This window comes from Ekhidna sp., from assembly GCF_040223195.1.
Lineage (GTDB): Bacteria > Bacteroidota > Bacteroidia > Cytophagales > Cyclobacteriaceae > Ekhidna.
Genome location: NZ_JAVKDX010000003.1, coordinates 63246 through 89192, shown reverse-complemented (window position 1 = coordinate 89192; position 25947 = coordinate 63246). Strand labels below are relative to the sequence as shown.

Here is a 25947-nt window from a genome sequence, read left to right as displayed (position 1 = left end):
TTCAAGCTTCAAGAAGTAAGTTGTTTTAAATAGCCCGAAAGCATCTTTTGCTCTTCAATTATCAGTTCTAAAATCCTATTAATCTCCGCTTCTTCAGCAAGTTTTAACCGTGTCATTCCAATGTAAAAAGTCTCAAGTTCAAAAGTAGAACCAAGGGCAATTTGAATAAACCTTGCCTGATCTTTTACTCCTTTTCGACTGGCTCCTTCTGCTATGTTGGCCGGTATGGAAGCTGACGCTCTGTTTATCTGACTTACTAAGCCAAACCGTTCATCAGCAGGAAGCAATTGAGTAATCTTGTACGATTCCTCCCATATCTCCATTCCCCTTTGCCATATCAGCAACTCTTTAAAGTTCCGCATACCAAACTTGCAACTTGAAGCTTGCGACTAGCTACTTACTCAATTCCTCCACCAATGCATCAGTAATCCCCGAAGTAGAAAACCCGCCATCGTGCATCAGGTTTTGCATGGTCACCATTCTGGTCAGGTCGGAAAACAGGGTGATACAGTAGTCTGCACAGCTTTCCGCATCGGCATTACCAAGCGGAGACATTTTGTCTGCGTAGTTGAAGAATACATCAAATCCAGGAACCCCCGAACCGGCTGTAGTCATCGTTGGAGACTGAGAGATGGTATTCACCCGTACTTTCTTGCTTACGCCAAGTCTGTAGCCGTAGCTTCTGGCGATGGATTCCAGTAAGGCTTTGGCTTGTGCCATGTCCGAGTAGTCCGGAAAAGTCCGTTGTGCAGCGATATAGGAAAGCCCTACAATAGATCCCCACTCATTCATGGCATCCAGCTTCTCGGCTGTCTGCATCATTTTGTGAAAAGAGAGGGCAGAGACGTCCAGTGTCTTTTGAAACCAATCATAATTCAAGTCACCATATGATTTTCCCTTTCTCACGTTGGGGCTCATGCCAATGGAGTGGAGCACGAAATCAATTTTGCCACCTAATGCTTCCTGCGATTTAGTGAAAAGGTTTTCCAGATCCTCCATGGAGGTGGCATCCGCAGGGATGATCTCCGAACCGCACTGCTCGGCAAGCTTATTAATCTCACCCATTCGCATGGCGATAGGAGCGTTGGTTAGTGTGAAGCTTGCACCTTGCTCTTTTGCTTTCTCAGCTACCTTCCACGCGATGGAGTTTTGATCCAGTGCACCGGAAATAATTCCTCTTTTTCCTTTAAGTAGATTATGTGACATAGTATTTGTTTTCTAGTTAGGGTTATTCTGAACCTGTTTCAGAATCTATTACCAATTTTACAAAAATAGACCCTGAAATAAATTCAGGGTGACTAAAGTTTTCATTTTATCAAAGCTGCAATAACTCCCTGGCACTCTCTACTGCAGAAGCCCCCGGATTCTCCCCGCCGATCATCTTGGCGATTTCTGTAATTCGGTCTTCATCTGCCAGCCGCCTGATCTTACTGACCGAACGATGAGAACTGTGATCTTTGTAGACAAAGTAGTGAGCATCCCCACCTGCGGCAAACTGCGGCAAGTGACTAATGCTAATTACCTGATGACTTTTCGCCATGTGCTTCATCATCCGGATCATCTGCAGGGCCACCTCTCCGGATACCCCCGTATCAATCTCATCAAAGATGATGGTAGGCATGGCAGTCTTGTCTGCAATCAGGTACTTCACCGCAAAAATCAGCCTTGAAAATTCACCTCCTGAGGCTACCTCCTTGAGCTCTTGCGGTTTGATGCCTTTATTGGCGCTGAAAAGCATTTCAATGGTATCCAGTCCATTAATAGAAGGTTCGGATGGGTTGACCTTGATCTCCACGGTTCCATTCTCAATGCCAATCTGTTTAATGATTTTCTCGATTTCATCCGAAAGGTTAAGTGCGGAAAGTTTGCGGGACTCGGAAAGTTTATTGCCTCTCTCCAGCATCACTTTCTCTGAATCAGCCAGCTCTTTTTTTGCCTTAGCAATCTCACTATCCAAATTGGCCACCTGGCTCAGGCTTTGATCCAACTCATCCCTCAGTTTGATGAGCTCATCGGTGGTGAGCACCGCGTGTTTTTTTTGCAGTCGATAGAGCAGGTCTAGCCGGTCTTTTAGCTTCTGGATTTTTTCAGGATCGTGCTCTACCTTATCCTGTATACGCTGCATTTCATTGGAAATGTCATTGAGCTCAATGGACACACTTTCCACCCGATCGCTGAGTTCGTCCAGCTCTTTGGAAAAAGAGGCAATTGAATTAATAAGCGATTTTGATTCGTTCAGTTGCTGAAGTACGGCCACCTCCGATTCATCCAGTAAATGAATGATTTGCGAAAGTTTGAGTTTGATATCCTCGGCATTTTCAAGCACCTCGAGCTCTTTTTCCAGTTCCTCCTGATGGAGGTCATCCAGCTTCGCTTCCTGCAGTTCATTGAGTAGAAATTGCCGGTAGTCTGCATCTTCTGCACTCTGAGCAGAAAGGGACTCCAGTCGCTCCAGTCGGTTTTTGCTTTCCGCATAGGCCTGATAGGCTATCCTATAGGACGAAATCCAGTCTGGATGGGCCGCAAAGGCATCCAGCACATTGAGTTGATACAGGTTTTTTCCCAGCTGTAGTGACTCATGCTGTGAATGCACATCCATAAGTTTTTCACCAATAGCCTTGAGGGCGTTGAGGTTAGCAGGAGTGTCATTGACAAATGCACGGGACTTTCCGGAAGGGCTTATTTCTCTTCGGATCACGCACTCTGGCTCATAATCCAGATCCTCTTCTTCGAATATTTTCTTCAGTGAGTAAGCTGAAATATCAAATACTCCCTCTACGATGCACTTTTGATTTTCATCCAGTAACACCTTGGTATCTGCACGTTTTCCAAGTAATAAACCAACAGCACCGAGCATAATGGATTTACCCGCTCCGGTCTCACCGGTAATAATGTTTAGGTTTGGAGAAGGGGACATCTCCAGGTCTTGAATGAGGGCGTAGTTTTTTATTTGTAACGACTTAATCATAAGCGGGTCACAAAGATATCAGAGACTACTCAATCAACGACTTATAATCGTCCGTTCTTGACGGATCAATATTATTGAGAAGGTTGTATGCCTGCCTGCGGGTGGCAAGGTTTGCTTCTGCAAATACCTGCAGCAGCTCACCGGATTTGGCATCCATGAAGCTGATTGTTAGGATAGATCTTGGTCGGGCACGGTTTGCCTTCTGCACCTCCGTGAGTGCAGCCAGAATGTTTTTTTCTGCCTCCTCTCGATTTTCCGCCATGATATCCAGGCCATTTCGATGGTAATTGTAGAGAGCTTTTCGGATAGGTTCCAGTTGAGGATTTTGTACATTTTCTACCAGCCAGTATCTGTTTCGCACACTGTTGAATTGCTGCCAGCCCTGATAGCTTGTTTGCTGGGCATTGTTTACGATTTTGAAGGCATTTTGAAAATGCGGGGTGCCGCCCAATTCTGAGAAAGTATCGTAATCGAACCCAATGATCATGTAGGCATAGTAGGCCAGCATGGAGGTAATATTGCTGGTAAAGGTGTTTTCATTGAAGCGGAGCGGCTGAGATTGTACGTATTCAAAATCCCAGTCCCGGTCGGCAAAATTCATCACCACAGATTCGTAGCTGGTACCGTACACCGGACGACTGGAGAGGACTTGTACGGAAGCCTTGAAGACACCTATGCTAGGCATTTCAGAAATGGTGATCACCAGGTTGCAGCTGATCACTTCTTCTTCTTCAAATTCATCATTGGTCCACTTGGTGGTGTTAAGAAACTGGGCAAACTCCGTTTCCATCTCGGTGAAGATGGCGCGCTCTGTTGTTTGCACCTGCTGGGCATTCACGATGACGCGGCAGTTGAGTTCCTGTGCGAAGGAAGTAATAGTGATAAAAATAAGAATGAATCCTAAATATCTCATGCAAGATTTTTTATGACATAATCTACAATATCCTGCGCCACATCAGCCTTACTCTTCAACTCAAATTTCTGCTCGTTATTGTTGCGATCAAAGAAGGTGACTTTGTTGGTGTCTTGCTGGAAACCGGCTCCTTCATCATTAAGTGAGTTGAGGACGATCAGGTCAAAGTTTTTCTTCTGTAGCTTTTCTTTGGCATTAACCGCTTCATTGGTGGTTTCCAATGCAAAACCCACGTGATATTGTTTTGTTTTCTTTCCTCCGAGAGTGGCGGCAATGTCAGGGTTTTTTACAAGCTCAAGATGTAAACTGTCATCATTTTTTTTAATCTTTTCCTTTGCAGGTTCTTTTGGGCGATAATCTGAGACTGCTGCAGAGAAAACAACAATATCAGCTTCAGCGTGATGCTTTTCTGCTTCATTTAGCATTTCTTGTGCGGATTGTACTTTGATGACTTTTCCCTGATTTGGAAAGTAATCTGCCGGGCCGGATATCATGGTGAATTCTGCACCGGCACTTCTAAACGCATTGGCAATGGCTGTGCCCATCTTGCCCGAGGAGTGATTGCCGATAAACCGTACTGGATCAATTGCCTCGAAAGTTGGCCCTGAAGTGATAAGCACCCGCTTACCCTTTAGTGCTTCTGAGTTAGCGAACTTTTTTTTTACGATCTCAAGTAGTTCTTCGGGTTCTGCCATCCTTCCCTGACCTGAGAGCCCGCTGGCTAGCTCTCCATCTCTGGCCTCTATCACTTCATTTCCAAAAGACTGTAGTTTCTTAAGATTTTCCTGAGTGCTGGGGTGCTGGTACATGTCCAGGTCCATGGCGGGGGCAACCATCACAGGGCATTTAGCAGAGAGATAAGTTGCGAGAAGTAGGTTGTCACAAATGCCATTGGCTATCTTGCCGAGCGTATTGGCACTGAGTGGCGCAATGAGCATCAGGTCTGCCCACATGCCAAGTTCTACATGGTTGTGCCATTCACCACTTTTCTCGTCAAAATACTCCGAATAGACAGGATTTTTAGAAAGCGTGGCAAGGGTGAGTGGAGTGATAAAGTCCTTGGCGCTATTGGTCATTATGACCTTTACTTCAGCACCTTCCTTTTTGAGCAAGCGCACAAAAAAAGCGGCTTTATAGGCTGCTATAGACCCACAAACCGCTAATAATATTTTCTTACCCGCCAACATGGCGACTAATTTATGCTAAATCCGAACGAGACTCGTCTTCTTCTTCAGGTAATCTGAAATTTAACTCCCCGTGCAAAAATTCTTCGGTAGCCATGGTTGTAGGCTTGGGCATTCTTTCATAGAATTTTGAGATCTCGATCTGCTCTCTGTTTTCGAAGATTTCTTCCAAATTATCTACCGAAGAGGCAAACTCGGCGAGCTTGGCATTAAGCTCTTCCTTTTGATTTGCACTGATTTGCCTGGCTCTTTTTGCTACGATAGCGATAGACTCAAACAGATTTCCGGTTGGCTCCAGGATGTCCTGATTGTCTCTGGTGATAAGTGAAGAAGTAATGTGCTGCATTTCGTTCTTTTTAATTTGAATCGGCAAATTTAGTTATTTCTTCGATGCTATCGGCATAAATTTTCTCAGCATCTTTCAAATATTTGCTATTCGGGTATTTGTCGATGAAGGCCAGGTAATAATCCACCGCAGTTTTGTAGCGTTCTTCCTGTCTGCTTCTTATACTTTCTTTGGCATAGTCATGGGATGTTTCAATCCTCAAATAGGATACATGCTCGTTGTAGTCCGAATCCGGAAAATCATCTGCAAAATTATCGTAGACCACCAGGGCAGCCTTGTACCTTCTTAGCTTATAGTAAAGCTTACATTGCTCATAAGCCTTTTTTTCCAACTTTTCCTGCATCTCATCAATGATCCTGTCTGACTCTGGTGCATAGTCTGAATATGGGTATTTGTTGAGGAAATTTTGCATGGCCGCCACTGCCTCGTAGGTCACCGTCTGGTCAAGCTGATAGTCTGGTGACTGTAGGTAAAGGGAGTAGGCGTGCATGTAGGCGGCTTCCATCGCATACTCCGATCGGCCGTAGATCTTCACAAACTCATCAAAGTGGTGGGCGCTGAGGATGTATTGCTTTTGATAATAGTAGCTATATGCCAGGTAAAAATTTCCAAGCTCGGCTTCCTGAGTGCCTCGAATGATCGGAAGGATATCTTCAAAAAGTATGATCGCCCGGTGATAGTCTTCTTCTTCATAATAGGCCAAAGCTGCCTCATACTTTACTTTCCAGTCACCACTCTTTTGGATCTTGCGAAATTTGCAACCACCCAAAGTGCCAACAGCCACAATTAGCAAGAAAAGAATTCGAATTTCCCTCATAATTTTTTAATAGGTCGGCAAAACTAAGGACTTATACCTTAAACGGAAACAAGGCAGTGATCATTCACCTTTACCTTTAAGGGATTTTAACATTTGCTTCCTTTCTTCGGGCGCCCCTTCCAGGTCGATTTTCTGATTTAAAGGAAGTTTGGCAGGTTCGGGTTTTTCCAATTTCGGGTCTTCAATATCGCTTATCAAATCCTTGAGTTCGGGTCGTTCATCCCCTCTCCATTTGAACCCTGCAAGTTTTTGCACATCTGGGGTCAATTCATGAGGCGGGATAAATCGTGCCTCTGGTTTTATATAGAAGGAGATATTGTCTAGTTCCTCATTTTTGAACCGGATGGTCATGTCACTGCACAGGATGCGATTCATCCCCATGGTACTCATTGCCCCGGTTTCATCATCTTCATCGAGCACGTAATAGATACTTTCCCCATTGCCATTTACATAGATGTGGTTGATTTCCGATTTCTCGAAGAAGGCATGCATCGTTCTTCCTTTGATCTGATTGTAATTTTTGAGGGTGTCTTCGGTGGTGAGAAATGCTCCCTGCTGAAGATCCATTTTTTTGATCTCTTTTTCGGTCACTTCCATGATCACCGTATCTCCCACCAGCTGATTCTTTAGGTTCCAAAAGATGGGATCTTCATAGAAGTAAAGCAATGAATCATGTAAAAAGTAAGATGCTGAGTCCGCCAGCCCCTGCAGGTTACTTTTCCAGATTCTCACATTGTGATAGGCCAGGATTCGCTTAGCGGAATCATATTCACTTTCGATGGAAACCAGCGTGTCTGCTGCGAGGTATAGCGTGTCCTGTTCCAGAAATCGCTTCATCAGGGCATTGCCATAAACCTTGCTTACTCCGCTATTCTTGTTAGAATAGCCCTTATCTCCGGTGATTACTACATCCTTGTTTTTGGCTGTGAGCTTCACGTTTCCCTTTGCATCATAATATTTTTTGAGGTCATCAAAGAAGAGTTCATCCCCCTCCATATAGTAGTCGATGGTTTCGATGTTGCCATCCACAAATTCTGACTGATCGAATTTAGTTCGGAAGGTTCCGCCCTTTGCATGAAGGATGGATTCATCTTCTGTGATAATCGTGGTTTTCCCCTCGGTGATGGCGATTTTCGGAATGGTATTGTATCGGAGTGTGTCCGACTTCAGTGTGTAGTCCGGAGCTGTCAAAACCACATTCGTCCAGAATAGCGCAAAATCCTGCAGCCCGTAATAGTAGCCTGTTTCACTGGTTAGAATATTGACTGAATCTTTGAGCTTACCTCCATTGAAATAGTTGCCTATCTCAGTATCCATATTATAATCCAGGAATTCTGTTGTGAGGCGCTGATCCCCTTTCACATAAACCACATTTTCCCTTAGCTTGGCCGTCCGGTCCTGTCCATTGTAAATCAGCTTCCTTGAGGTAATCGTTACCGAATCATCAATGATTTTGACGTGCCCGAAAGCTTCCATCACATTGTCTTTCACATAGTAATAAGAGCTGTCGCAATACATGGTAGAAGTCTTCTGCACAAACACCACATTGCCAATCAGGCGCCTGATCTTCTCTCCGTCTTTACGAAATTCAAATAAATCATCAGCTTTGTATTGGATTCGGTCGACCTTCTGGGAATAGGCACTCAGCGAGGCTGATAGAATCGTACATACAAATGTGGTTTGGAGTAACTTCCGCATCCGGCAAAATTAATTGATCAAGCTGTGCATTCTTTACAAAAACAGTTCCATGATTTTATTCATTCCAATCATTTGGTTGAGAGGGATGAAAAAGTGCTGCTCGCCGTGAGTGGAGGACTTGACTCCATGGTGATGGCGCACCTTTTTGTGAAGGAGGGAATGAATGTCTCCATTGCCCATTGCAATTTCGGGTTGAGGGGGGAGGAGTCTGATGGTGATGAGGCATTTGTGATGCAGTGGGCAGATCAGCATGGATTGAACTGCTATGTGAAGTCTTTTGATCTTGGTGCCGGATCCATTCAAATTGAAGCCAGGAATGCAAGATATCAGTGGTTTAATGAGCTGGCTCTGGAGAATGATTTTGGCAAAATCGCTGTGGCTCATCACCTGAATGATTCGTTAGAGACTGTTTTGATCAACCTCACGCGCGGTACCGGGATCAAAGGGGTGGCAGGTATTTCTATCCAAAATAAAAAAATCATCCGTCCGCTGCTTTTTGCGGAGAAACCTATGCTTTATGCCTATGCAATGGATACCGGACTGGAATGGCGGGAAGACTCCTCCAACCAACGGACGGAGTATGACCGAAACCTGATCAGGCATGAGGTGATACCAATTCTTGAAAAAATTAATCCATCGTTGCTCAAAACGTTTGTGAATACTTCAGAGCGCTTGTTTTTGGCACAGCAACTGGTGGAGCAACGGGTAGAGGAGGTTAAGACTAAAGACCTATCTGAGAGGCCGAATGGCTGGGAACTGGATCTCGGCTGGATGAGGCACCCTTCAGATGAATTGGTCTTGTCCGAAATACTCGCTGAGTTTGAGGTCAACTATGCCACGGCCAAAGAAATAGCTCAGGCGAGGGGAAAGTCAGGAAAGACTTTTCCGGTTGGTGGTTTAGTGATTTCGATGGATCGAACTTCGCTTTTTGTTGGTAAGCCGGAGAAACAAAAATTTCAGCCACTGATAATCAAAGAGGAAGGTGTCTATTCGGTTGGTGACCACCAACTGACACTTGAAAGAGTGGATCGGGATGAGGTTGTTTTCGGAGTAAAGCATAAAGCCTACTTGGATGCCGGCAAACTCACTTTTCCCATTACGATTCGAAACTGGGAGGTGGGGGATAAAATCCAACCGCTCGGGATGCAAGGTAAGAAGAAGGTCAGTGATTTGTTGGTCGATCAGAAAGTGCCACTTCATCGGAAAGGCAGTGTTTTGGTTCTGGAATCTAATGGAGAGATTGCCTGGGTGATTGGTTACCGGGTGTCTGATCTTTTCAAAATTGCGGATGGGACCAAAGAGGTGACGAAAATGGTGTTCAATTAAAGAATCTCCTTCACCCTTCCCACAATCCCATCTTCCAGCATTACTTTGATGCCATGTGGATGCGTTGCTGATTTGGTTAAAATTCGTTTTACCACTCCTTCAGTCAGCTCTCCGGAGCGCTGGTGGTGCTTTTGAACCACCGCTACTTCAGCTCCAATCTTAATATTGCTTCTTTGTGTCCCTTCCATCATGCTTTTATTCGCATTTGAATGAGTTTGAAAGCAGAGAATACCACCCAAACGAAATTGACTGCCACGAATGGGAAAGCTGCATTCATATACGCATTGTACAATAGCAGAATGGAACCGATGAGGTTCAGCAGCAGGTAGCTGGTGGATTCAGCGGTGATTTTTTGAAAGAGATTTAAGGCAAACCCCAACAATAAGCATCCTGCTCCCAGCCATCCAATTAATTCGAGTGTGTTCATACTTCAGAATGTTGAATAGCGAAAGTAGGATGCTTTTCACAAAATACGGTTACTCATCTTTTAAGTATTGCGCAGGGTTTGTTTTCGTCACCTTGAAAACTTGTGAAATAATGGTGATTAGAGCAATGGCTAAAGTGATTATTGCCGTTAAGCTTATGATTGAGCCATCAAAATCTACGTGGAAGGGATAATCTTCCAGCCATCCGTTGATGAGCACACTTCCAACCCCAATACCCAGGACCAGACCAATCAGGATGATAACAATAAATCTACTGGTAAATACCCGATAAAGATTTCCCGGGGTTGCTCCTAATACTTTCCTGATGCTAATTTCTTTCAGTCGCTGATTAAGCTGCAATCCCACAATGCCCAGCAAGCCCATCGCAGCAAGGAATATGGAGACAAAGCATCCAATCGCCACCAGCTGCATCATCCGTTCTTCTTGCTTGTACCCTTGTTGGTAAACATCCTCGAGGAAGCTGAATTCAAAAGGAAATGGATCGAAGTATTTGGCCCAGACGCTGGCAAACTTTTCTTGACTAAAGGTCGATCCCGGACTGAGTTTGAAATAGGCAGACTGCAACGGATAGGCAGGAGCCTGGTAAATGACCAACGGGTCTACGGTGCTTTTGGCAGACTGAAAGTGGTAATCTTCCACAACTCCGATAATTTTGGGATTCTTTAGGTCTCCATATTCGAATTCAGCTATTTCTCCGATTGGATTTTCCACACCCATTTTAGCGACAAAAGCTTCATTGACCAGAATATATTGTGACTGATCTGACAATTCTTCATCAAAATTTTTCCCTCTCACCACTTCAATATCCAGAAGTTTCAAGAGGTCTTTGTGAATGCGTAGGTGTCGGACACCAAATGGGTTTTCGCCTTTTGTACGGGTGCCGTTATACCCGGAAATGGCCGCCACGCTTTGAACGTCAGGTAATTGAGATAGCTCATTTACAAAAGGCTTAATATTACTTTCATCGCCCTGGATATAATCGAGACATATTACATTCTCTGTGTCAATTTTGGTGTCAAAAGTGGATAGATATTTGATTTGACTATTCATTGTGAGCATACCGGCAACCAAAACGGTTGCGATAATAAACTGCACCCCCAACAGAGACTGGGTGATCCATTTGCCGGATTTTATTTTCTGCTCACCTTTTAAGCTTTTAATGATTTGAAATCTGGATAATACCAAGGCAGGGTATACTCCACTTATGAATGCGACAAAAACAAGGATTCCGATGGCCCCAAGAATAAATTGAGTGTTGATGAGATAATCAAGAGTATAATTTTTCTGGACAAAGGACGAGAAAGTGGGTAGAATTAAAACCAACAGGGCCAAAGCGATTACCCCGGAGATGATAGCTGAGAGGAATGATTCAGTGATGAGCTGAGAAAAGATTCCTGATTTCTCTGCACCGATAACTTTTCTAAGTGCAACTTCTCGTGCACGGTTGATGTAAAGTGAGATATTGAAATTTGAATAATTGATCATTGAGATGATCAGACAGAAAATACCTATGCTCGCAAACAGTCTGATAAGCTCCGTATTTCCACCCCTTGTAATCCCATTGTATTGACCATAATCACTATTGAGGTGAATTTCTGATATAGGTTGCAGTCGCATGACCACTGTTACGTTATCATTGGTAATATCTTCCGGTTCGTTTTCCTGATGCAGTTTATTCATCTTTTGCTCAGCAGCAATTTTAGCTTGCGGACTGGTCAGTTTGATCAATGAATTCATGTTTATGTCGAACCATTGGGTGAGCCTTCTTTCGGGAGCATTAGCCAGATAGTTAGCGTAAGAAACGATCATGTCTCTGCGAACAGATGTGTTTTCAGGAATGTCTTTGTAAACACCCCGGATAATGAAATCCTCAAAGCCTTCACCTCCATTAGCTAGTGAGATGATCTCACCAACAGCCTTCCCTCGAAGGTTTAGCTTTCCGGCGAGTGATTCTGATATGATAGCATCATTTGGCTGATCAAACTGATTGCCTGATCCTTCGAGAAACTTAAGATCTAAATAACTAATTATCGATTGATCGGCAATAATGTATGGCTGATCTAAAGTTTCTTCTCCTTTCTTTATTACGCCATATTCTGATTTGAACCTTGCAACGCTTTCAATCTCGGGTATTTGCTCATCAAACAAAACAGTCATAGCATTGGAGCTACCACCGATGTAGTCAATATTATCTCCTCTTTGGATATCAATTACGATTCGATAGAGGCTTTCGTGATTAGAAAGATATTCGTCAAAGCTGGTCTCGTCATTCGCATACAAGTAAGCCAACCAGCAAAAAGAGATTCCCAAAGCAAGCCCTAAAATGTTTAGTCCTGAATACAGCTTGTGCTTTTTTAAAAATCTCCAGCCCGTTTTTATGTAGTTTTTGTACATCATAAGATATTGAGTTAAGTAGTGTGTGGGTTTTAAATTGGATGGTCGGATGGATCGCAAAACTTCGAAGATGAAAAACCATTTAGCTTTTGATATGCCCTTTTCTTTCAGTCTCCAGTGGTATGCTTCATGCAGGTCTCCCTGCACTTCTTCCACCAAAGGGGAGGCGCAGCATTTCTCGATTAGCCAATCGGCCCACTTTGGTGGATTAGGCCCTGACATACTGTAGTGATGGTTTAGTTACACCACTCCACAGCTTGGATTTTGCTTCATTCAACTCGCTAACGAGTTGGTATCCTTTAGGTGTAGCCCAGTAGATCCGCTTTCTTCGGCCTCCGCGCTCGGCGGTCGGTTCACCAAACTCAGATCTCACCCACCCTTTCTTTTCCATGCGTTTAAGCACCACATGAATGGCGGGAATGGAAATGTTCTTACTCAGCGCATCTTCATACTCCTTGGCAATATCCACACTGTTGATTCGCTCATTTTTAAGCAGAATCATCAGGACAATTTCTTCCAGTGATCCAATCGACTCCATTAGATTAATAATTGTTTAAGTTATGGATACGAATATCATTAATAAATGTTTAAGTAATAAATAAAAAAGGACAGAATTTCTTCTGTCCTTCATTAACACATCAACCTTGATTAAGCCTCTTCATGCTTACTTAGATTTCAGTTTTTTCCAGTTTTCGTCAGCACTTTTTGCCATGGAGTTGTGTCCTTTTTCATTCCAAACCTGCAAGGCATCCACCTCCACACTATTTAGAAATACATAGTACTTCCCTTCTCTTGCCAAAAACTTATTCGGGTCTGTTCTGAATTTCGCACCGATGGCAATTCCTGTAGCACACCATCCGCCATATTGAGGAAGGTACTTCTTAGGGTTTGCATCAAAGGTTTTTTTCTGCTCTGCAGATGTGAAGAAGTACTTCACTCCATCGTATTCAGAGACATATTCCTTTGAACCTCGCTGGGCGAGCTGTAAATCCAGGTACGAAACCGGACTGTAGCCATTCAGAGCGATTTTACTGTCATCCGTATTGTATGCCTGAGCATATGCACCAAAGGTCCCTAGAACCAGGAGTGCTGTAGTTAGAATTTTCGACATGCTATTGTTTTTTAGTTTTGAAAATATGTTTCATCTATGACCTGTCCGTCTTTCCATTTGCGACGGATCACTTCATGCCAGTTAATTTCACTTCCATCCTCCATTTGAAAATGAAAGCGGAATTCTGACATGCTTACATCCTGACCTACCGAACTATTGAGTAGCGATATTTCATTGACTTTAGCAATGGCTCCTACAAATCCTGTAAGCTTTTGGATGGCTTCTTCCTTTGTGGCTGTTTCTGAGCCATCTACATCTTTTGTGTGAGCAGAGTCACTGAAAAATTTGGCCACTGCCTGGGGGATCTCCCCTCGCAGCACCATGTTGTCCATTTCTGATACTAGTTTTTGCATTGTTTTAATGTTTGAATACAATGCAAATCAAGAAAGCAAGTGACCCTCGCTGTTTATAAAAAATTCCTAACCTATGGTACTTTCTGCGGAAAGGGAGGAGGGACTGGACCTGTATGGAGTTTGAAAAAAGCAGAAAAATGGCTGATCTCCTCAAAGCCTAATCCGAATGCAACGGAGGTCACGGACTCCCCCTGATCCAGCATTTTTTTTGCTAAGGAGATTAAATGTTTGGTGATGTGTTCTTTTGGTGTGAGTCCTGTCGATAGTTGGATGTTTCTACTGAGTGTTTTCGGCGTTTGATTGAGTAGATATGCATAAAAGGAAACCCGGTGAGAATAGGTGATATTTTGCTCAAGTGCCTGCCGGAACGCCTCAGAAAGGGCCTGATTTCTGGATATATTCTCTAATCCATCCACAAATTGACCGGGAGATAATGAAGTTTGATTTTTAAAAAATCGGGAAAAATAGGCCGGGTCTTTAAACCCCAGTAGGTAGGATGCCTCCTTCACCGATCCTTTCGTTTCGAAGAGCAGTTGTCTGGCCTTGTTGATTAGTTTGTGATTCTTCCATTGAAAGAAGGTCAGGTGAAGTTTTTCCCTGGAAATTCGCTGGACATCCTGATAGGATAAAAAGGAGTCTGGGGATTCCATTTTAGCAGCTACATTCCGTTCCAGCCATTCATTCAGGTCAAACAAGGTGGATAGCTCATCATATGTAGCTTTGAATGGATTCATTTGTAACCACCTTTCCTGTGCTGATTTCAGTGTCTCATGATGATTGACCAAAGGCAACTTTTCATCGGCATGCACATGACCTACGGTGAGCACCTGCGAAAAGAGGAAGCGATAATGACTGGTTGAGCCATCTTCTACAGCCAGGCTGTGAGCAGGCTCAATACTCACATATTGCCCTTTGGGAATAAAGATGGCAGAAGCTTCGCTGAAATGATAGGTTTGAAAATTGAGTTTTATGGAACTATCAGCGGGAATCAGATAGATGAATGGCTGCCGGGTTTTTTCCATCGCAAGTTAAAGGTACGATTTACAGGCAGTGGAGTCTATTATTCATCATTCCTTTTAATGTGATTGTCTACTGAGCGTCAAATATTTGCAGGCTCCACCATCACCACCTCTTCTTTCTCCACAATCACCTGACCCGCAGGAGCACCCTTCATTTTTCGCACAAACTTCTTTTGGGTGTAAATAACCGGGCAGAGGGTATCGGTCTTTCGTTTGGAGTTGGCGGCCGCCAGGGCAGCTGCTTTTTCAATGATGTGAGAGGGGAAGTTTTGTCCGGGCTTTTGTCTCACGACCACATGCGATCCGGCCACATCTTTCGCGTGCAGCCAGAGGTCATTTTTATTGGCCACTTTCAATGTTAGTTCGTCGTTGGCTTTTGCATTCCTCCCTAGCAGAATTTGCCAGCCGTCCACAATAAATTCATGGTAGGGGAGGTGCTCATCCTTCACTTTTTCCTTTTGAGATAACCCGTGATCCTTCAAATATCCTCGTAGCTCCTTTTGATCGGCAATCTCCTGAATATGCAAAACCTGTCTGCTCAGCGTATCAATAAGCTGCTCTTTGGCGGCTAAATTTTCCTTAAGTGCATCTATCTCCTGATGCCTGTTTTTGGCTTTTCTGTAGAGGTTCTCGGCATTTTTTTGTGGACTTAGCTCTCGATTGAGCTTGATTTCAATAGGCGCGTCATGGTAAAAATCATGAAGCACTGCTTTGGATAATCCGGTCTGTAGGCTGTTAAGATTGGCCATTAAAATATTGGCAACTTCCTCCGGACTCCTGGTATTTTCGATCTGTGCCAGTTTGGTTCTGGTTTTGGAAATGTAGCTCTCCGACTTCCTGATCCTTTGCTTCAGCTTAGCAACTGCCTGAGCTTTTTCTTTTTCGAAAAAAAATCCACGTACCAACTGATGGTAAAGCCAGTTGGCTGCTGTGATCGCACTTTCAGTGCTTTCTCCGGCAGGGCTCAGCAAGCTTATTGAAGGGGTTGGATGAAGGTATATTGGATTCTGATCCAATTGTTGAAGTAGGGAATTGAACTTCACCCATTTTTGATTCTCATTCAGATCATAGAAGCCTGTCTGCTCCAGGTAGATTTTGGTTTCCTTCCCCAGGGCAGGCAGTAAGAGGGTGGGATCGCAAGAATGAGCATTGAAATTTTCCTTGTTGATTTCGATTTTTCGGTTTAGTTCAGAAGGAATGATTTCGATATCCTGCCCTAAACTTTTTCGAAAAATATTCACCACCTCATCGTTTTGAGCATGAAGGATATTGGCTCGCCGGGCGTGCATTTTGAAGATGAGCACGTCCTCGTCAAATGCTATTTGAAAGGACCTTTCATACTGGAAAACGGTTACCCCGGTCACTTCTTTGTCCAATAGTCCGGAGAAAAGATCTACACTATTTTTTCCTGCTCTAGCAAACTCATCAGGGAAGGAGAGAAGCGAAACATTGGGGTCAAGATTGGCCCGGATGTAAAATTCTTTTGCTTTTTCCTTCCTCCCGAATCCAAGGATCAGCTCATCCTTATTTTGGGAAAAGCATTCAAGCAGCGTCAGCCCTTTCAGCTCATGCTCCAGCTCAGGTGCCAGTCTTTTCAGAAAGAAGTAGTTGTGGAACATGCCAATTGTCAATTATTAATTGTCAATTGACAATTGTAGTCCATCCCAGGCAATCTCCACATTGTCAGGTAGCTCTTTGGAAACTTCCTGGTGTCTGCCCATGAAGTGCCCAAGGTGCGTAAGGTATCCTTTCTCCGGCTTCAGCTCTTCCATCATTTCAAGTGCTTCTTCCAGATTGAAATGACTGATGTGTGTCTCCCTTTGCAAGGCGTTCAGCACTAAAACCTTAGACCCTTTGATCTTCTCTTTCTCTTCTTCGCTTATTTTATTAGCATCTGTGATGTAGGTAAAATCCCCAAACCTGAATCCCAGCACCGGAAGCTTATAGTGCATCACCTCAATGGGAATGACCTCTATGTCTTGAATGGTGAACGGTTTGTTTTCGATCGGGCACATTTCTACTTTGGGGATGCCGGGATAGTCATCTTCTGTAAAGATGTATTCAAATTCCTTTTTCAACCTGCTAAAGACATGCTCCGTGGCATAAATAGGCATGTCCTTTTGTTGGAGGAAATTATAACTACGAATGTCATCCAGTCCTGCCACATGATCTTTATGCGCATGGGTGAATAAAACGGCATCCAGCTTATCCACTCTTTCCCTCAGCATTTGCTGCCGAAAATCCGGGCCTGTGTCAATTACGATTTTAGTGTTATTGATGTCTACCAGAATGGATGCTCTAAGTCGATTGTCCCGATAGTCCACCGACGAGCACGTCTCACACTTGCACCCGATGACCGGTATGCCTTGCGATGTGCCGGTTCCCAGGAAAGTAACCTTCACAATTGTAATTGATTATTGGTGATTTCAGAATAGAGTTTCTTGTTGCCGTCGCTGAGTTTGCTGGTGTCTATTTTGATAGAGCGGATGATTTCAATGAGGCTGTTCACCTTTCCTTCCAGTGCAAAAAACTTATTGACAACCGCCACCTTGCTGTCATTGAGGATGCAATAGCCTGATTGAAAATTCCCTTTTTCATACCGCAGGATGTAGTCGGTCTCTGACATGATATCCTCCAGCTTGTGCAAAAAATGGTTGGTGTATTTAATGACCATCCGTATACTTTTTCACCATCTCTACCACTGAGTCATAGTTCAAAGGTTTAGGGATATACGCGTTGATCCCGGCTTTGTCAAAATCCTCCATGGTGTAATTATTGGCATTGCCGGTGATCGCTACGATGGGGATATTCTGATTGTTTCCCGTCATGCTTCTGATCCGGCGGGCACACTCCATGCCGTCCATCACAGGCATGTGGATATCCAGAAGTACCATGCTGTAGTCATCTTTTTCCAGCAGATCTAAAACCTGCTGTCCGTTCTTTACGGAGGAGATTTCATACTTTAGTTGGGTAAGGATTTTTTTGGTTAGGTTTTGGATCACACTGCTATCCTCGGCTACAATTATTTTTTTACTCATCGGTGACTAATAGGTTTTGGCTACTTTCTTTAAATTCCTGGAACAGCTTTTTGAGAAGCTGGACTTCCCCCTCCATTCCCTCAAATTTATTTTCTTTTAGGTTCTTTTCAATGGCGGCTGCCTGTTTAGAAAGTTTTTCTACTCCAAGTGTCCCGGCATTTCCCTTCAGTGTGTGTAATTCGCCACGCATTTTGACGTAATTTTTTTCCTGAAAGAATTTCTCTGTGTTGCTCACCAGTTGTTCAGCCTCTTCTTCAAACTCCATCAGGGTGGCTTCTATCAGTTCCTGCCCGCCAAACTTCGCCAATTGATTCAGGGTATTTTGATTGATGGCCAGATCTTCGGTTTTCTCAGCGATTGCCTCAATGGACACTTCAATTGGCTTGAAATCAACCCATTTTTTAATCTTGGCAATGAGCATTTCTGCTTTGATTGGCTTGGCCAGGTAATCATCCAGGCCTGCTTTCAGGAACCGCTCCCGATCCTCCTCCATGGAATAAGCAGTCATGGCAATAATCGGTGTATTGGCCCCAAATTTTAATTTTCTCACTTCCTGGGTAGCCCGGATGCCGTCCATCTTTGGCATCTGAATGTCCATAAAGATGAGGTCAAAGTCTTCTCCGGTCACTTTTTCTATCGCATGAAATCCATCAAAAGCTTCCTCCACCTGACAGCCGGATTTGAGCATAATGCTGCTGGCCACTTTGCGGTTCACATCATTGTCATCCACAAGCAGGATTTTTGGTTGCTTGCCGGTAAATTCCTTCGTAAATGGTTTGTCCGGTTGGGCCTGTTTTACCTGATCGGGGGAAATCTCTTCTCCCATAAAGGTGAACCAAAATGTGCTCCCCAGCCCGGGGGTGGAAACCACGCCAATCTCCCCCTTCATGGATTTGACCAGTTCTCGTGAAATAGCCAGGCCTAGCCCGGTACCGCCAAAGTTTTTAGAGCTGCTGTTGTCCAGCTGGTGGAAGCTCTGGAACAGGCTCTTTTGGTCTTCCTCGGAAATTCCAATGCCCGAATCTTTGATCGCTACCTTGAACACAAACTGCTTGCCCCGCTTTTTCACCAGGCGTATGCTCATGTTGATGTTTCCCTTGTTTTCGCTGAATTTGATGGCATTCGATGTGAGGTTGGAGAGCACCTGGATCAACCGTGTCTCGTCCCCCAAAATCCATTCAGGGATCCGGTCATCGATGTGGTAGTATAGATTGTTGTCTTTGGAGGAGGCTTGCTGCGAAAACAGATCGTATACTTTTTCAATGGTCTTGACCAGGTGCACCGGCTGCTGGCGGAGGTCCATTTTACCGGCTTCAATTTTAGAAAGATCCAGAATGTCATTCAGGATATTCAGAAGTGTCTGGGACGACTTGTTGATCGTTTTCACGTATTCGGACTGCTCCTCGTCCAGCTGCGTGCTTGCCAGCAGGTCAATCATCCCAATGATGCCGTTCATTGGCGTTCGGATTTCATGGCTCATGTTTGCTAAAAAGCGCTCTTTGATTTTCAATGAGCGTTCGGCCATTTCCTTGGCCCGCATCAGCTCCTCGTTGGTTTTTTTCAACTGGGAAATGTCCCTGGCCACCCCTTCAATCTCCACCGATCCATCGTCTTTGTCTATCAGTCGGATGTTGAAGAAAAATTGGAGTTTCTTTCCGTCTGCGGTCTTGAGTGTCCCCTCCACGTTTCGGATTCGCTTTTCTCTGTTGATCCTCCTTCCAATCTCCAGGATTTGGGTAGTTCTGTCCGCATAGTCTAGAACACTTGTATTGATCACCCGTCCCGGCTCATACCCTATAACCTCCTGCACTGAGGGACTGATCATGGTCACTTTTCCTTCTGTATCACACCGGAAGTAGATATCCTGAAAGGACTCGAAAATGGTCCGGAATTTTTCCTCACTGGCAATGAGTGCGCTCTCAGATTCTTTCTTCTCAGTGATGTCATTGGCGATAATGGAAAGCTCCTCGATTCTGCCATTCGGTAGGAAAATCGGGTTTACGAATACCTCCCGCCAGACCATTTTGCCAAACTTATCAAGGTTGTTCGTCTGGAAGTTTACAAACTTTCCAGTGAAAGCTTCATCATACTTTTTTGTCCAGAACTCCTTATTCTCCGAATCAAGGTGCTCTTCCTTCACATCGCGAATGCTGATGCCAATTTTCGGGGAAATACCATAGTATCGTTTGAAGGCAATCTCATAGTTTTGGTTGAAGGAAGTAAAACGAAACTCCCGATCAACTGACCAGATTTCGTGGGTACTGCTATCGAAAATTGCTCCAAGTGTGGCAGCCTGGTTTTCGATTTTTTCTTCCTTGATTTGTCGCTCCATCGCCAGGCTGATCTGCCCACCGATATAGTCCAGAAGTTCCAGGTCTTTATTGTTGAAGGCACTCTGATCATTGTAGCTACAGATAGACATAACCCCCGTATCGGTGGCCGTTCGAATGATCACGCCCAGCCAGATTTTAGGAAGTGGATCTTTAAACTCGATACCTGTCTGCTGCCCAATTTTTTCAATCCCATCCCGGTAAATGATCAAAGACCTGTCCCGATTAATGGTGTAATCCATCAGGTTGTGATCAATATCAAAGGAAAAATCGTATTCCTTGGATTTTTCATTAATGAAAAATACCTGACGGTAGCTCTTACCATCCTGAAGCGAAATGTGAAAGTTTCTCACTTTCAACATTTGATGCAGCTGATGATAGATGTTCTTGTAAAGCTGCTCCAGATCATTTTCTGTGATGGTGATGTTGGCAATCTGGTAATACAGGCTTTGTGCACTCTCGGCGCGGATTCGTTCTGTAATGTCATAGAATACACACCGGTACTCTACCGGTTCATCGTTTTCAAAAACGGAAGTCAGCTTTCCGGTCACGTAAATATTCTTCCCGGTTTTTGAGGTCAGCACCGTTTCGAACCGCTCAAAGCGGCTACCCGCCGTGATTTTCAGGATATTTTGAAGGGCCGCCCGGCGGTAATCAGGATGAACCACCTCCAGAAATTTCAGATCGGTAATTTCCTCTTCAGTGTAGCTGAGCTTGTTTTTTACCGCTTCATTGGCAAACCGGATTTCCCCGGTTTTTTTAAAGATGGTGATTAGGTCGTTGGAGTTGTCAAAGAGGTCCTTGAGGTTTTGATTTGTTTTTTCTACAAGAGTGTAATAATCGCGCTGCGTATTGTCTAATTGCGCCTCAAGGTTGGCGATTTTCTTTTTAAGCTGATCAATATTGTTTTCCACCTCTGCCATATCGAGAGCTATGCCCTGTTAAGAAAGTAAAGCCTCAAAATTGCGATGAAATGTAAATTGCAGGCCTTGATGTCTTTACTTGAAATTGATATCATTAGCAATAAAATTAGGCATTTTAGCCATTACAAATGAGGGAGAATAGCCACAAACCATTACTAATTTCCATCGTAGGGCCTACGGCCGTTGGGAAAACCGCTGTGGCTATCGAATTGGCACAATGGCTGGGCACTGAAATTGTGTCGGCGGACTCTCGCCAGTTTTATCGCGAACTTAACATTGGGACTGCCAAACCTAGCCCAGAAGAATTGAAAACGGCAAAGCATCATTTCATCAATTCCCATTCTATAGAACAATTGTACAGTGCCGGGGAATATGGTAGGGATGCCGTGGTGAAAATTCAGGAATTGCATAATCGATACTCAAGTGTGATTGCTGCAGGAGGTTCAGGTTTGTATTTGAAAGCCATATGGGAAGGGTTTGACGATATGCCTGAAATGGATTCCTCCATCCGGGAGAAATTGAATGTCGAATTTGAATCGAAGGGGCTGGCGCCACTCCTGGAAGAGCTTAGATCCGCAGACCCGGAGTATTATGCCCGGGTGGATCGCCAGAATGGCCAGCGGGTGATACGGGCACTGGAGGTCATCAGGGGTACCGGAGCACCTTTTTCATCTTTTAGGAAAAAGACTATGAATCAAATGCCTTATCATCAATTACGAATTGGTCTGAATCTGGCACGTGAGGTACTTTTTGACCGGATCGAGCAAAGAATGGATGCAATGATTGATGATGGCCTTTTTGAGGAGGCAAAGCAACTGTATCAGTTCAAGGATCACAATGCCCTCCAGACAGTAGGTTACTCTGAGATTTTTGGGTATCTAAACGGAGAATATGACAAAGAGGAGGCCATCCGTCTGCTGAAGCGGAACAGCCGGAGGTATGCCAAGCGGCAGCTGACCTGGTTTCGGAAATTTGAGGATATCCATTGGTTTGAACCTGGTCAGGTAGAGCAGATAAAAAATCTTATTGCACGACATCTCCCCGATTAAAGGAGATTTATATTGCTTTGTCCGAAGATTCATGAGCACCAATCGCAAAATCCTAATCATAACATATTATTGGCCACCAAGTGGGGGTGTGGGAGTGCAGCGGTGGATGAATTTTGCCTTGCAGCTCAAAAAGAGGGGCTGGGATCCGATGGTCCTAACGCCTGAGAATCCCCAGTTTGAAATCAGGGATGAAAAGCTATTGGAGCGGGTAAAAAATATTCCAGTCATCAAACTACCCATCTGGGAACCTTTTGATTTGTTTCATAGAATTACAGGTAATAAAAACCGGGAAAATGTGCAGCAGGGGCTGGTGCTTGAGAAAACAAACAAGTCGGTTAAAGATCAGGTAATGGTATGGATCCGGGGTAATATGCTCGTGCCGGATCCCCGGGTTTTTTGGGTTCGTTTCGCAGCGAAAAGGGCAATCGAGTTGATTGGGGAAGAGGGAATAGGAACCATCATCACCACAGGTCCACCTCACAGCATGCACCTGATCGGAAGACGGGTGAAGCGAAAAGCGGGAGTGAGGTGGCTGGCAGATTTCCGTGATCCATGGAGCAGGTGGGATGTCCTGAAGAAATTGAATACCTCATCATTTGTTCTGGATATTCATCGGAGGATGGAGCAAAGTGTGATCCGTGAGGCAGATGTGGCTGTGACGGTGAGCAGGAGGCTGGCCGAGTCGCTAGGGAATGTTCAGGTATTGCACAATGGCATCACTGTGGGAAGCACTTCCACTACCCAGCCAAATGAAGCCAGATTCACTATCGGATATTTTGGCATGCTCAATGAATTGCGAAATCCACGACAACTGTGGCACCTGCTTGATCAGATGTGTCGGGAGAATCAGGTCTTTGCGAACAAACTGCGGATCAGGATCGGAGGGATTGTTGCCGAATCTATTAAGCAGGAAATCTGTGATTTGGCAGAGCTAAGGGATCGGGTGGAGTTTTTGGGATACCTCTCTCACGAAAGCATGCAGGATGAATACAGCCGCTGCGATGTATTGCTGCTATTGCTCAATAAGTCTGACAACTCGAAGTGGATCCTGCCAGTCAAATTCTTTGAATACCTGGCAGCCAACAGGATGATTTTAGGGCTTGGAGACCGCAAAAGTGATCTTGGTGACCTGATGAATAGTAAGTATGTCGGGGAAATACTGGACTATTCGGAAATAAGTGAGATTCGTTCCTTTATTGAAGATATTTTTGAAAATGAAAGAAGACCGGATGCATCGGAAGTCAAGAGCCTGATGGATCAGTTTTCACATGATAAACTTGTTTTGAAGCTGGAAGAATTACTGATTGAAAATGAACAAAGTTAGGGTTGGACTCGTCGGTTGCGGGAGGATTGCGCAACGTCATGCCGGACACATTCAGAGGCTAGGGAAGCTGGCTGCAGTGTGTGATATAAATGCAGAAAAGGCACGGAATCTCGGAGAAGAATTTGATGCTCCCTATTTTACCCATGTTGCGGATTTTCTAAAGGTCAATGATATGGATGTGGTGGCGGTATGCTCCCCAAATGGACTTCATGCGGAGCATACCATTGAGTCACTCAAAGCCGGATTTCATGTACTTTGCGAAAAGCCCATGGCCCTTACTTCGGCGGATTGTGAAGAGATGATCAAAACTGCCGAGCGCTGCAATAGGCGACTGTTCATTGTAAAGCAAAACAGGTTTAATCCGGCCATTGAAGCCGTAAAAGAAAAGCTGGAGGCCGGTGCATTTGGCCAGATATATTCTATTCAGCTCAATTGCTTTTGGAATCGGAACTTTGCCTACTATCAGGGCTCAGATTGGAAGGGCACTAAAAAGCTGGATGGTGGCACATTATTTACCCAGTTCAGTCACTTCATTGATCTACTGTACTGGCTCATTGGAGATGTGGAAGAGACGGCCGCCACGATAGCCAACTTCGCCCATAAAGATGTAATCGAGTTTGAGGATACCGGAGTAGTCTCATTAAAATTCAAAAACGGCGTATTGGGCACCATCAATTATACAGTGAATGCTTATGCCAGAAATATGGAAGGTTCCATCACCATTTTCGGGGAAAAAGGTACGGTGAAAGTAGGGGGGCAGTATCTCAATAAGCTGGATTATCAATCCTTTGAAGGGGAGGAAATCGGGGAGCTGAAAGAAGGAAACCCCGCCAATGAATACGGTGAGTACCAGGGCAGCATGAGTAATCACGACAGGGTTTACGAAAACCTGATTGATGTATTGCAAAATGGAGGAAGCATTGCCACGAATGGACTGGAGGGACTGAAGACGGTGGAGATCATAGAAAAGATTTACAAATCAGCCAATGGCTAATCAGTCATTCATAGTGGGGGATGCCGGCGGCACCAACACCCAATGGCGTGTGGTGAAAAATGGGGCGATACAGCAGTTTGAGACGATTGGATTCAATGCTTACACCCACAACCTTGACGATTTGAAAACCAGTATCAGGCAGACCTTTAGTGATCATATTTCAAAGCAAGACCCGGTATTCTTCTATGCGGCTGGTGTAGATACTCCGAGGCAAGCAGCGGAGACTGCTTCTTCGTTGCAGGAAGTACTGGGAGATCAACTGCTGGTGGCCAATGACCTGGTGGGGGTGGCCCGTTCTTTATGCGGAAAGGAGGTCGGCAATGTGTGCATCCTGGGCACTGGTGCCAATGCGTGCTACTATGACGGAAATTCGGTCAATAAAGTGAGTGCCTCACTTGGGTATGTACTTGGCGATGAAGGGAGCGGTGCATATATGGGAAAAAAACTGATGATGGGGGTGTTTAGGGATCACTTCTCCAAAGAGGTTATTGATTTGTTTCAGGAAACATTCCATCTCACTTCCCATGAGGTAATTCAGCGAATCTACCACCAGCCCAGACCTAATCATTTTCTGGCATCCTTCGCCACGTTCATTTATCAGCATCGGAACCATCCGGAAATATATCAACTTATCTATTCAGCCTTTGAGGACTTTTTTCAGGCATTTTTCCTAAAAAACCAACACCCGGATCTCCTTTTTCATTTTTCCGGTTCCATCGCCTATTTCTTCTCCGATATTTTGAGACAGGTGGGTAATGAAAGGGGAATTAACATCAAAACAATTGTTCAGTCGCCCATTTCAGGGCTAGTTTTATATCATCAGCAGTATGACTAAAAAGCCCCTTACCGAGTCAGATTCACATTATGATCATTTGGAAAAGATGACCATCGGGGAGCTGCTAAGCAATATCAATCAGGAGGATCAAAAAGTAGCGGGTGCAGTCAAAAAATGCATCCCTGAAATTGAAAGGCTGGTGACAGAGATCGTAATCCGAATGAAGAAGGGAGGGCGTCTATTTTACGTGGGAGCAGGGACCAGTGGGAGGCTGGGTATTGTGGATGCCTCGGAGTGTCCTCCTACTTTTGGCGTACCACACGATCTGGTCATAGGCATCATGGCCGGTGGCGATGGCGCCATCCGCAAAGCAGTGGAATTTGCCGAGGATGATCCCGACCAGGGATGGAAGGACCTCCAGGTATTTGAAATCACGAAATCTGATACGATCATCGGGATAGCAGCATCGGGCCGTACACCATATGTGATTGGAGCAGTGAAATCTGCACGAGACTTTGGGTGCCTCACAGGATGTATCACATGCAATGAGGACAGTAGGCTGGCAGAAGTAGCCGAGCATCCCATTGAGGCGCTGGTGGGCCCTGAATTTGTAACCGGCAGCACACGTATGAAAGCCGGAACTGCACAGAAACTCATTCTGAATATGATCTCCACCACAGTCATGATCCAACTAGGGCATGTGCATGGAAACAAGATGGTGGATATGCAATTGAGCAATGAAAAATTAATCGAGCGCGGAGTTGAGATAATTGCAAATAAATTGAATGTTACCAGATCGGAGGCTAGGGAGTTGCTAGAACAATATGGATCAGTTCGGAAAATCCTACAGGAAAGAGGTCTTTTCTGACAATTTGGGATAGCATACCTTTGAAATTGCAATATCGCAGAATAGAGAGCGATTGATTTTAACAAATAGCA

General features: G+C 44.5%; 26 protein-coding genes. 6 read left to right on the top strand and 20 right to left on the bottom strand.

Annotated features, from left to right (window positions below):
* Nucleotides 1-8: 8 nt before the first annotated feature.
* From RLN88_RS00445 to RLN88_RS00410, 8 genes are all read right to left on the bottom strand, one after another.
* Nucleotides 9-362, bottom strand: coding sequence for a four helix bundle protein (locus tag RLN88_RS00445; protein WP_350219403.1), 354 nt, complete (start codon nucleotides 360-362; stop codon nucleotides 9-11).
* A gap of 31 nt (nucleotides 363-393) precedes the next feature.
* Complete coding sequence (locus RLN88_RS00440; RefSeq protein ID WP_350219402.1) at nucleotides 394-1206, bottom strand: enoyl-ACP reductase FabI; 813 nt, start codon at nucleotides 1204-1206, stop codon at nucleotides 394-396.
* A 109-nt stretch (nucleotides 1207-1315) separates the two neighbouring features.
* On the bottom strand, nucleotides 1316-2968 hold the full coding sequence (gene recN, locus RLN88_RS00435; RefSeq protein ID WP_350219401.1) for a DNA repair protein RecN: 1653 nt from the start codon (nucleotides 2966-2968) through the stop codon (nucleotides 1316-1318).
* Between the two features lie 25 nt (nucleotides 2969-2993).
* On the bottom strand, nucleotides 2994-3881 hold the full coding sequence (gene porD / locus RLN88_RS00430; RefSeq protein WP_350219400.1) for a type IX secretion system protein PorD: 888 nt from the start codon (nucleotides 3879-3881) through the stop codon (nucleotides 2994-2996).
* Nucleotides 3878-5068 (bottom strand): bifunctional phosphopantothenoylcysteine decarboxylase/phosphopantothenate--cysteine ligase CoaBC, encoded by a 1191-nt coding sequence (gene coaBC / locus RLN88_RS00425; protein ID WP_350219399.1) that lies wholly within the window; start codon nucleotides 5066-5068, stop codon nucleotides 3878-3880. Before coaBC ends, porD begins: the two co-directional genes overlap by 4 nt.
* A gap of 10 nt (nucleotides 5069-5078) precedes the next feature.
* Nucleotides 5079-5411, bottom strand: coding sequence for a DNA-directed RNA polymerase subunit omega (locus tag RLN88_RS00420; protein WP_350219398.1), 333 nt, complete (start codon nucleotides 5409-5411; stop codon nucleotides 5079-5081).
* 10 nt (nucleotides 5412-5421) lie between these two features.
* Nucleotides 5422-6228, bottom strand: a complete 807-nt coding sequence (locus tag RLN88_RS00415; protein WP_350219397.1) for an outer membrane protein assembly factor BamD — start codon at nucleotides 6226-6228, stop codon at nucleotides 5422-5424.
* Between the two features lie 60 nt (nucleotides 6229-6288).
* Nucleotides 6289-7926 carry an OstA-like protein gene (locus RLN88_RS00410; RefSeq protein WP_350219396.1) on the bottom strand — a complete coding sequence of 546 codons (1638 nt, stop codon included), beginning with the start codon at nucleotides 7924-7926 and terminating at the stop codon, nucleotides 6289-6291.
* A gap of 24 nt (nucleotides 7927-7950) precedes the next feature.
* Between RLN88_RS00410 and tilS the strand changes: the two genes are divergently transcribed.
* The gene (gene tilS / locus RLN88_RS00405; protein ID WP_350219395.1) at nucleotides 7951-9252 is read left to right on the top strand and encodes a tRNA lysidine(34) synthetase TilS; all 1302 of its coding nucleotides are present in this window, start codon (nucleotides 7951-7953) and stop codon (nucleotides 9250-9252) included.
* Here tilS and RLN88_RS00400 read toward each other — a convergent pair.
* From RLN88_RS00400 to RLN88_RS00345, 12 genes are all read right to left on the bottom strand, one after another.
* Entirely contained in the window at nucleotides 9249-9440 is a 192-nt protein-coding gene (locus RLN88_RS00400; RefSeq protein WP_350219475.1) for a YwbE family protein, read from the bottom strand. The two genes, tilS and RLN88_RS00400, sit on opposite strands and share 4 nt — an antisense overlap.
* Nucleotides 9440-9679, bottom strand: coding sequence for a CBU_0592 family membrane protein (locus tag RLN88_RS00395; protein WP_350219394.1), 240 nt, complete (start codon nucleotides 9677-9679; stop codon nucleotides 9440-9442). Before RLN88_RS00395 ends, RLN88_RS00400 begins: the two co-directional genes overlap by 1 nt.
* A gap of 49 nt (nucleotides 9680-9728) precedes the next feature.
* Nucleotides 9729-12314 carry an ABC transporter permease gene (locus tag RLN88_RS00390; protein ID WP_350219393.1) on the bottom strand — a complete coding sequence of 862 codons (2586 nt, stop codon included), beginning with the start codon at nucleotides 12312-12314 and terminating at the stop codon, nucleotides 9729-9731.
* Nucleotides 12301-12630 carry a PadR family transcriptional regulator gene (locus RLN88_RS00385; protein ID WP_350219392.1) on the bottom strand — a complete coding sequence of 110 codons (330 nt, stop codon included), beginning with the start codon at nucleotides 12628-12630 and terminating at the stop codon, nucleotides 12301-12303. Before RLN88_RS00385 ends, RLN88_RS00390 begins: the two co-directional genes overlap by 14 nt.
* Nucleotides 12631-12756: 126 nt before the next feature.
* On the bottom strand, nucleotides 12757-13203 hold the full coding sequence (locus RLN88_RS00380) for a YHS domain-containing (seleno)protein (protein WP_350219391.1): 447 nt from the start codon (nucleotides 13201-13203) through the stop codon (nucleotides 12757-12759).
* 11 nt (nucleotides 13204-13214) lie between these two features.
* On the bottom strand, nucleotides 13215-13556 hold the full coding sequence (locus RLN88_RS00375) for a hypothetical protein (protein ID WP_350219390.1): 342 nt from the start codon (nucleotides 13554-13556) through the stop codon (nucleotides 13215-13217).
* A 71-nt stretch (nucleotides 13557-13627) separates the two neighbouring features.
* Nucleotides 13628-14578 carry an AraC family transcriptional regulator gene (locus tag RLN88_RS00370; RefSeq protein WP_350219389.1) on the bottom strand — a complete coding sequence of 317 codons (951 nt, stop codon included), beginning with the start codon at nucleotides 14576-14578 and terminating at the stop codon, nucleotides 13628-13630.
* A gap of 77 nt (nucleotides 14579-14655) precedes the next feature.
* Entirely contained in the window at nucleotides 14656-16194 is a 1539-nt protein-coding gene (locus RLN88_RS00365; protein ID WP_350219388.1) for an NFACT RNA binding domain-containing protein, read from the bottom strand.
* A gap of 15 nt (nucleotides 16195-16209) precedes the next feature.
* The gene (locus RLN88_RS00360; RefSeq protein ID WP_350219387.1) at nucleotides 16210-16977 is read right to left on the bottom strand and encodes an MBL fold metallo-hydrolase; all 768 of its coding nucleotides are present in this window, start codon (nucleotides 16975-16977) and stop codon (nucleotides 16210-16212) included.
* On the bottom strand, nucleotides 16974-17249 hold the full coding sequence (locus tag RLN88_RS00355) for a hypothetical protein (protein ID WP_350219386.1): 276 nt from the start codon (nucleotides 17247-17249) through the stop codon (nucleotides 16974-16976). Before RLN88_RS00355 ends, RLN88_RS00360 begins: the two co-directional genes overlap by 4 nt.
* Complete coding sequence (locus RLN88_RS00350; RefSeq protein WP_350219385.1) at nucleotides 17239-17613, bottom strand: response regulator; 375 nt, start codon at nucleotides 17611-17613, stop codon at nucleotides 17239-17241. The genes RLN88_RS00355 and RLN88_RS00350 overlap by 11 nt, the downstream gene beginning before the upstream one ends.
* Complete coding sequence (locus RLN88_RS00345; protein WP_350219384.1) at nucleotides 17606-20866, bottom strand: PAS domain S-box protein; 3261 nt, start codon at nucleotides 20864-20866, stop codon at nucleotides 17606-17608. Before RLN88_RS00345 ends, RLN88_RS00350 begins: the two co-directional genes overlap by 8 nt.
* Nucleotides 20867-20994: 128 nt before the next feature.
* Here RLN88_RS00345 and miaA point away from each other — a divergent pair, with 128 nt between their 5' ends.
* The 5 genes from miaA to murQ are packed head-to-tail and all read left to right on the top strand — an operon-like array spanning nucleotide 20995 to nucleotide 25876.
* A complete protein-coding gene (gene miaA, locus RLN88_RS00340; protein WP_350219383.1) occupies nucleotides 20995-21915 on the top strand; it encodes a tRNA (adenosine(37)-N6)-dimethylallyltransferase MiaA in 921 nt (306 codons plus the stop codon).
* 31 nt (nucleotides 21916-21946) lie between these two features.
* Entirely contained in the window at nucleotides 21947-23239 is a 1293-nt protein-coding gene (locus RLN88_RS00335) for a glycosyltransferase family protein (protein WP_350219382.1), read from the top strand.
* The gene (locus RLN88_RS00330) at nucleotides 23226-24233 is read left to right on the top strand and encodes a Gfo/Idh/MocA family protein (protein ID WP_350219381.1); all 1008 of its coding nucleotides are present in this window, start codon (nucleotides 23226-23228) and stop codon (nucleotides 24231-24233) included. The genes RLN88_RS00335 and RLN88_RS00330 overlap by 14 nt, the downstream gene beginning before the upstream one ends.
* Nucleotides 24226-25068, top strand: a complete 843-nt coding sequence (locus RLN88_RS00325) for a hypothetical protein (protein ID WP_350219380.1) — start codon at nucleotides 24226-24228, stop codon at nucleotides 25066-25068. The genes RLN88_RS00330 and RLN88_RS00325 overlap by 8 nt, the downstream gene beginning before the upstream one ends.
* Nucleotides 25061-25876, top strand: coding sequence for an N-acetylmuramic acid 6-phosphate etherase (gene murQ / locus RLN88_RS00320; RefSeq protein WP_350219379.1), 816 nt, complete (start codon nucleotides 25061-25063; stop codon nucleotides 25874-25876). Before RLN88_RS00325 ends, murQ begins: the two co-directional genes overlap by 8 nt.
* Nucleotides 25877-25947: the final 71 nt, after the last annotated feature.